5 protein-coding genes are annotated in these 7,573 nt (G+C 49.2%); all 5 read left to right on the top strand.

The genetic code is table 11. From position 1 onward, the window contains the following. On the top strand, positions 1-530 hold a 530-nt coding region (locus ACWA6V_RS13770; protein WP_449523030.1), incomplete at its 5' end, for a DUF3087 domain-containing protein. Between the two features lie 733 nt (positions 531-1,263). Further along, on the top strand, positions 1,264-3,888 hold the full coding sequence (locus ACWA6V_RS13765; protein WP_449523029.1) for a cellulase family glycosylhydrolase: 2,625 nt from the start codon (positions 1,264-1,266) through the stop codon (positions 3,886-3,888). 85 nt (positions 3,889-3,973) lie between these two features. After that, positions 3,974-5,416 carry a glycoside hydrolase family 30 protein gene (locus ACWA6V_RS13760; protein WP_449523028.1) on the top strand — a complete coding sequence of 481 codons (1,443 nt, stop codon included), beginning with the start codon at positions 3,974-3,976 and terminating at the stop codon, positions 5,414-5,416. Positions 5,417-5,669: 253 nt separating this feature from the next. Next, positions 5,670-6,401, top strand: a complete 732-nt coding sequence (locus ACWA6V_RS13755) for a PEP-CTERM sorting domain-containing protein (RefSeq protein WP_449523027.1) — start codon at positions 5,670-5,672, stop codon at positions 6,399-6,401. A 179-nt stretch (positions 6,402-6,580) separates the two neighbouring features. Then, positions 6,581-7,450 carry a class I SAM-dependent methyltransferase gene (locus tag ACWA6V_RS13750; RefSeq protein ID WP_449523026.1) on the top strand — a complete coding sequence of 290 codons (870 nt, stop codon included), beginning with the start codon at positions 6,581-6,583 and terminating at the stop codon, positions 7,448-7,450. The last annotated feature ends 123 nt before the right edge of the window (positions 7,451-7,573 follow it).

Raw genomic sequence — 7,573 nt, 5'->3', positions numbered from 1 at the left:
TTTTTTATTATCAGCAGGATTTTATGCAGCTCATTGAGGTTAATAAGGCACGTTATAATCGCCATGTAAAGATTGTCTTTGCAGCCTGTGCAATTGGTTTGGCGATTGGTAGTTTGTCCTTATCCCAACTGCTTATTGCGTTATTCCCTGATGAGAGTGGCCGTCATTTTCATTGGAATTTACTCGGTGTTGTGGTTACCGCCATAACGGTTGTCTGGTTACTCAATAAGGTTCGGCAGCACGAGTTTATGCGTGAGGTAACCTATGTATGGGAACTGAAGCAGGCACTGAATAAAATACATCGCAAAATGCGGGCACTGGAAACCGCTGCGAGTGAGGGCAATATCGATGCACTGGTGGCGATGCAATACAGTTACGCCGGTTCACGCCTGTTATGGCAGTTGGATGATAATACGCTCACGCTGGATGAACTGGCGATTAAACAAGCAGAACTTGATCGCCTGGCCGAAAAGTTTAATGTGACGCTCAATGCAAATGATTATGACGAGAGCATCTTAAAACTATTTTAGGCTTTTTAGACTGCGCGCTTCATTTTACAAAAACCGAGCGATTGGCTAGGTTCATCACGGACTACACATCAACGGCAAGTTAAAAAATCAGGGACTTTTGTTCTGCAAGAAAACATCTACGCCGCACCGGAAGCCGACTTCACCAGCACCTATGACGATGCCGTACAGCCAGCATTTTTTATGGCTCCAGCGAAACTTTGGACACTGTACTTCTTCACCTTTAGTTGTACAGATTCGTACTCTTTAAGGCTCAGCGCGCCATCAATATCAGTTGTAATGACTCGGACGGCAGATCCAATAGCAGCATCACTTTGGCAAATTGTGTGTGGATTTTTTTGGGTTCAATCATTCTGGCGCTGCCATTGGTCGGCATATTCCTACCGGAAGATTATTCGTAGAGCCTCACGAAAAGACGCCAGATAGGCAAACTTCCGACCACAAGCGCATGTATCCACAACGGATGAATGAACACTGCGCCCCAACCCCGCCCCAGATCAACCAACCTCGTCCCATTTTCTGACTTTCGGGTTCTGTTGCACGCAGCAGGACGCGCAGTGGGGATTTTTATCGAAAAATTATGTGGATTAACTTCCCAGTTTAGGCAAAACCAAATCTGAGCCGGTTCGAATAAATTTAAACGGGCGCAAGCTTTTGGCGAGTCAGTCAGGATTCACGCGGTAATAACACCTACAAGTGTTAAACAATAACTATCGACACAATAAGAGAAACCGCTATGACTAACCCCAACAGCAAACTCCCGTTTATCAACCTGAAAACCAGTCTCCTCAGCACCTGCATCATCGGTTTGGTCGCCTGTGGTGGTGGCAGTGACCATGGCGTGCGGGCGTCCACGAATGCGTCAAGCTCGACCCCGGCTGTCTCATCATCGTCATCATCGTCTTCCGTTGCACCGGTTGCAGCCTGCACCCCGGTATCGACCGGTAATGAAGGTCTGACCATGCTGAAAACCGACGGCACCAAGTGGGTCAAGAGCAACGGCGACCGGGTTTGCCTCAAAGGCACCAATCTGGGCAACTGGTTAGTGCAAGAATTCTGGATGATGGGGCAGGGTGGCAATGGCGTACACGACCAATGCACCCTGGAAGCCAAACTCACCGAACGTTTTGGCTACGATGAAAAAGAGCGTTTGATCAAATTATTCCGCGACAACTGGATCAAAGAGCGCGATTTTGATCAGCTAAAGGCGTTCGGATTTAATGTCATACGCCTTCCCATCTTGTGGAGCGTGATCGAGGACGAAAAAAATCCTCGAACCCTGCGTGCCGATGCGTGGCATTACCTTGACTGGACAATTGCGGAAGCAAAAAAACGCGGCATCTATGTGATCCTCGATTTACACGGCGCGCATGGCGGCCAAACTCCGAATGACCACACCGGCTGCTCCGGCCAAAACAAATACTGGACTGACACCGACTATCAAGACCGCACCAAATGGTTGTGGGAACAGGTCGCTACCCGCTACAAAGATGAACCTGCTGTTGCGGCTTACGATCCGCTCAATGAGCCATGGGGCTCAACGGCTGAAGACATGGCGGTGCGCGTGACCGAGCTGTACGAGACCATCCGCAAGATCGACAGTAAACACATCGTTATGCTGCCCAGTCACTACGGCAATATCGAAGTCTACGGCGACCCGGCTGCCAAAAACATGAACAATGTGGCGTTTGAACTCCACCCTTACCCCGGCCTTTTTGGCGATCGCCCCAACGACACCCATTTTGATATCCACCGCGATTGGCTCAAATGCGGCCAGACCGGTACCGGCGGTGTATGCGATTGGAACACCAAATTGACCGCACTCAAAACCCCCATGCTGATGGGCGAATTCCAACCTTGGCAATCCGCCGGTTTGGAGCTGGGTGGCAAAATTGCACGCGCCACTTACGATATTTATGCCGGTTACGATTGGGCGTCCACCAGCTGGGCATATAAACTCGTTTCGGTAGCAGGCGGTCAAGGCAAAGGCACCTGGGGCATGGTGACCAATGAGATCAATACCAGTTTGGATACCGGCGTCGGCATGATCACCAAAGCCAGCACCTGGGATTGCAACAACTGGGACTCCAGCTTCGCGGATGCCTGTGCCAAAAAGGCTACCACCATCAAAGCGGGCGGCACAGGCGACAAAACCTACTATCTGGTAGTGAAAACTGGCGCTAACGGCGGTGCCAACCCCGATGTGACCTTCGATAGCATCAGCCTGAAAAACACAGCCACCAACGAAGAACTGCTTGCCAACGGCAACTTTGGCGCTAGCGGTGGCTGGTCAGAACTAACCATCAGCGGTGCGCTCAACTTCAACTACAACAGTGTTGATGCCAGCAAAGCACCCACAGGCAGTGACGGTGCAGTCATGCATATCACCCGTCCGGACGGTGTAACCGGTGAAATCAACGGCGCGCTTTACCAACAAGTCACCCTGAAAGGCGGCCAAACCTACAACTTCAGCGGCGTATTCAAAGGTAATGGCAGCGTGAACACTTGGGCGGAGATCTACTTGATTGAAGACGCGCCTGTCGCCGGCAAAGATGTAGTCGATAACGCGGGCAAAGTGGATTTCACCACCGCGCCGATTACCGAGATCGAAGCCCTGTTTAAGAGCTACGGTGAAGTGGGTTATGACGTGAACGCCGGCTTGGCCAAATGGCTGGTAACCGATGAACACAATGACGTGTTCGACTATCCAGCGCGCCCAACCAACGTCAACCTGGTGCAAACCGGCAATAGTGTTGCGTTGACCTGGGCGGCAGTAACCGGCAACGGCATCACTTACAACGTCTATCGCGCAACCAGCGCCGGTGCGAAAGGCACCTTGGTCGCCGAAGGCCTGACCACCACCAGCTTCAACGACTCCGGCTTGAACGAAGACGAAACCTACTACTACTCAGTCGCTGCAAAAAATAGCATCGCCGAGGGTTACACCAGCGCGCCGGCCAATACTCAACTATTGTTTGTGGCAGTACCAGCCAAAATCGAAGCGGAAAAATTCACCGCGATGAGCGGCATCCAAACAGAAGCGAGTGGCGATACCGGCGGCGGCACTAACGTGGGCCATTTTGAAGCGGGCGATTTTATTGAATTCAAAATCAAAGCGGAAACCGCTGGTAATTACACCATTGATTACCGCCTTGCCAGCCAAACTGGCAGCACTGGTTTTGACGTGCTGATTGATGATGTAGTGGTAGACACCATGGATCTGGCAGCCACAGGCGGCTGGCAAACCTACATCACCAAAACCGGCAAATCTTTTGCGATGACAGCAGGTAACCACACCTTGCGCTTCCGCTCGATTGGCAAGGAATGGAATATCAATTGGTTTGAGATTAAAAAGCAGTAACGCGACAAACCTTATCCGGATTGCGAACGCAATCCGGATAAGGGTATCCAACAATAGCGAAACACAAAAAACAGAGAGCCCAACTATGACTAAACACTTACAAAAATTAGCCATCGCGCTTGCAATTGCCGGCACCGCGTTCGGCACCTATGCCGCCGACACCAGTGCCAGCAAAAAAACACTGAGTGTTTACACCACAGCCAAAGATACCAATCACAAGTTGAGCCTCACCGATACCCTGAGCTTTAAACCCGCGCAACAAAATAAAGAAACGGAAATTGCGATTTACGTTAACCCAGCCAAACAATACCAAACCTTTTTAGGTATTGGCGGTGCGATTACCGATGCGAGCGCAGAAACTTTTGCAAAATTAAACAGCAAGAAAAAAGCCGAATTTTTAAAAGCCTACTACGACAAAAAAGACGGTATCGGCTATAGCCTGCTGAGAACTACCATTCACAGCTCTGATTTCAGCAGCGGCAGCTACACCTATATCGAAGAAGGTGACAAAGAATTAAAAACCTTCAGTATCAAGCACGATCAAAAATATCGCCTGCCGATGCTGAAAGCGGCCATCAAAGCCGCCGGTGGAACAATTACAACCTACGCGAGCCCCTGGAGTGCGCCCGCGTTTATGAAAGATACCAACCACATGTTGCAAGGCGGAAAATTATTGCCTGAATACAACAACGCCTGGGCCACCTACTACACCAAATTTATTAAAGCCTATGAAAAAGAAGGCATCCCGATTTGGGGCATCACCGTACAAAACGAACCCATGGCGAAACAAACCTGGGAATCAATGATTTTCACCGCAGAAGATGAACGCGATTTCCTGAAAAACCATCTCGGCCCGGTAATGGCAAAAGAAGGTTTGGGCGATAAAAAAATTATTGTCTGGGATCACAACCGCGATTTAATTGTGCATCGCGCCAACACCATCATGAGCGATCCTGAAGCTGCTAAATATGTATGGGGAATTGGCTTCCACTGGTATGAAACCTGGACCGGTGCAAAACCGCTGTACGGCAACGTCGCTGAAGTCGCAAAAGCTTATCCGAACGTAAATTTATTGCTGACCGAAGCCACTGTAGAAAAATTCAACGCCGAGCGCTATCACTACTGGCCCAACGCCGAGCGTTATGGCGATTCATTAATTAACGATTTTAACGCTGGCGCTGTCGCCTGGACCGATTGGAATATTTTGCTCGACAATACCGGTGGCCCCAACCATGTCGGCAACTTCTGCTTCGCGCCTATACACGAAAATAACGGCGAGTTAATTTACACACCAACCTATTACTACCTCGGGCACTTCTCCAAATTTATCCGCCCCGATGCCAAACGCGTCAGCGCCGTGTCCAGCCGCAGCGTTTTGCAAACCACCTCGTTTATGAACGCGGATAACAAACTGGCTACTGTGGTCATGAACAATACCGACGATGCGATCAGCTATCGCTTCTACGTTGGCAATGAAGAAACCACTGTAAATATCCCAGCTCATGCGATGCAAACATTAGTGTATTAATTAAGAAAGCATCAGCAAAAAGATCAGGGATGGCATTCGGTCAAAACCAATATAACCCGCTTCGGCGGGTTTTTTCATTGCAAAAATCATTGCCTCTTGCCACCAAAAATCTGTCGGAATAATTTACACACAAAATAATAATTAAGACGCCAAAAACACAATAAGCCCATAATAAACAACAATATAATAAATCAAGCACAGTTCTTGCTAGAAGGCGGCCGCTGTACAACATCAATTCCAAACAGGGATAACCATGAAAACTTTAAAAACTATTTCACTCGCTTGTTTAATTTTCGGTGCAGCGCAAGCTGCTGTTGCGGGTCCGATCTACTTGACCAGTGGTTCAGAGCCTTGGGGCACTAACGCTAACATCGAAAACTTCGATGCCGCTTTTGGTGCAGGCAATTGGGACAGAGCAGTATTTGGTGATGCTGGCGTGTTCAGTGACACTTCTGACTTTGTTTACATTGATGGTGGTGACGGCAATACTTTCGACTTCGAAACCTGGTACAACAGCAACCGCAGCACCGTAGAAACCTTCGTTGCCTCTGGCGGAAGCGTATTTGTTAACGCTGCAAGATGGGGCGGTACCGACAATTTTGATTTGGGCTTTGGTGCAACTCTTACCGAAACTGGCAACTACTCAACTGAGTGCACCCTGACTACCAACGACTTCGCTGCTGCTGGCACTGTATTTACCGGTTCTGGCTGCTCACACGACGTTGTAGCAGGCGCTGGCTTCAACACCCTGGCCTACTCGACAGCAGGCAACATCCTGTTGGAAAAAAGCTACGGCCTGGGTCATGTAATGCTGGGCGGCATGACCACCACCAACTTCCACTCAGGTAATGGTTTTGACATCCGCGTTAACATGTTGAAATACGCTAATGACGGCGTAACCGCTGTTCCAGAGTCATCAAGCATTGTGCTCTTCGGCCTTGGCTTGCTCGGCCTTGGCTTGGCACGCCGCAACAAAAAAGCTTAATAGCTGCAACGAACTGGCATTAACCTCTCGCCAGCTCCGCAAAACCCCACCCTAAAAAGTGGGGTTTTGTTTTTTTGGAGCCAGACCTTAACAAAAAATAATCCTTTCGCTCTGTTGGCTGACACCATTGACTGGCACACTCTGCCCGGCTTTACCACCTTCAACAAAGGAATCCTGACATGAAAAGAATCGCATTTCTAACTGCTGCAATCCTGCTGCAGAGTTGCTCCAGTGTGGTCGATCACACACAAACCTCCACCCTCAGCGACGCCGATAAAAAACAATTAGTCGCCGTTACCCAAAGCCTACCTGCTGAACACCAAGCCCGTTACGCTGCGCGCCACCCGGTAGAAACACTGGGATTTTTTGGCATTAAACCGGGCGATACCGTAGTGGAAGCACTGCCGGGTGAAGGTTGGTATTCAAAAATTTTGCTACCTTATTTAGGTGCTGAAGGTCGCTTGGTTGCCGTTGACTACAGCTTGGACATGTGGCCGGAATTCGGCGGATTTGCGACGCCGGAATTTATTGCGCAGCGCAAAGCATGGCCAGCACAATTTGCCGTAGATGCAAAAACCTGGGGAGGTACATATGGCGCCAAGGGTGAGGCCTACACCTTTGCCACTATGCCTGCAGAATTAACGGGAAAAGTGGATGCTGTTTTATTTATCCGCGCCCTGCACAACCTCGCGCGCTTTGATGCAAAAGGCAATTATTTAAAACAAGCGCTTGCAGAAACTCATCGCGTATTAAAACCTGGCGGTGTTGTCGGCATTGTTCAACATGCGATGCCCGAGGACAAACCCGATGCATGGGCTGATGGTAGCCGTGGCTACTTAAAGCGCTCTTATGTGATTAGCACTATGACCAGCGCCGGTTTTGAATTTGTGGGCGAAAGCGATATCAATAAAAATCCTAAAGATGATCCGCAAGCCGATGACAATGTATGGCGCTTGCCACCTAGCTTAAGTGGGACCGAAGAACACAAAGCGAAAAATCGTCTAATCGGTGAATCCAATCGCGTGACATTACTGTTCAAGAAAAAATAATTTTTCATTTATCAATAAAGCAGACTGCATCATATAGGTGCAGTCGTTTTCTCCTCGAAAAACCTGGCTGCATTTTCTAAAGTGGGTGCGCCAGCGAACTGAAAACATAGGTTAAAAAGGTGT

Source organism: Cellvibrio sp. (genome assembly GCF_053579595.1).
This window is presented reverse-complemented; position numbering and strand designations above follow the sequence as displayed.

Bases quoted from the DNA above. Each gene is read 5' to 3' on its own strand.
- ACWA6V_RS13750 (WP_449523026.1), top strand. From the start codon at position 6,581: ATGAAAAGAATCGCATTTCTAACTGCTGCAATCCTGCTGCAGAGTTGC.
- ACWA6V_RS13755 (WP_449523027.1), top strand. From the start codon at position 5,670: ATGAAAACTTTAAAAACTATTTCACTCGCTTGTTTAATTTTCGGTGCA.
- ACWA6V_RS13765 (WP_449523029.1), top strand. From the start codon at position 1,264: ATGACTAACCCCAACAGCAAACTCCCGTTTATCAACCTGAAAACCAGT.
- ACWA6V_RS13760 (WP_449523028.1), top strand. From the start codon at position 3,974: ATGACTAAACACTTACAAAAATTAGCCATCGCGCTTGCAATTGCCGGC.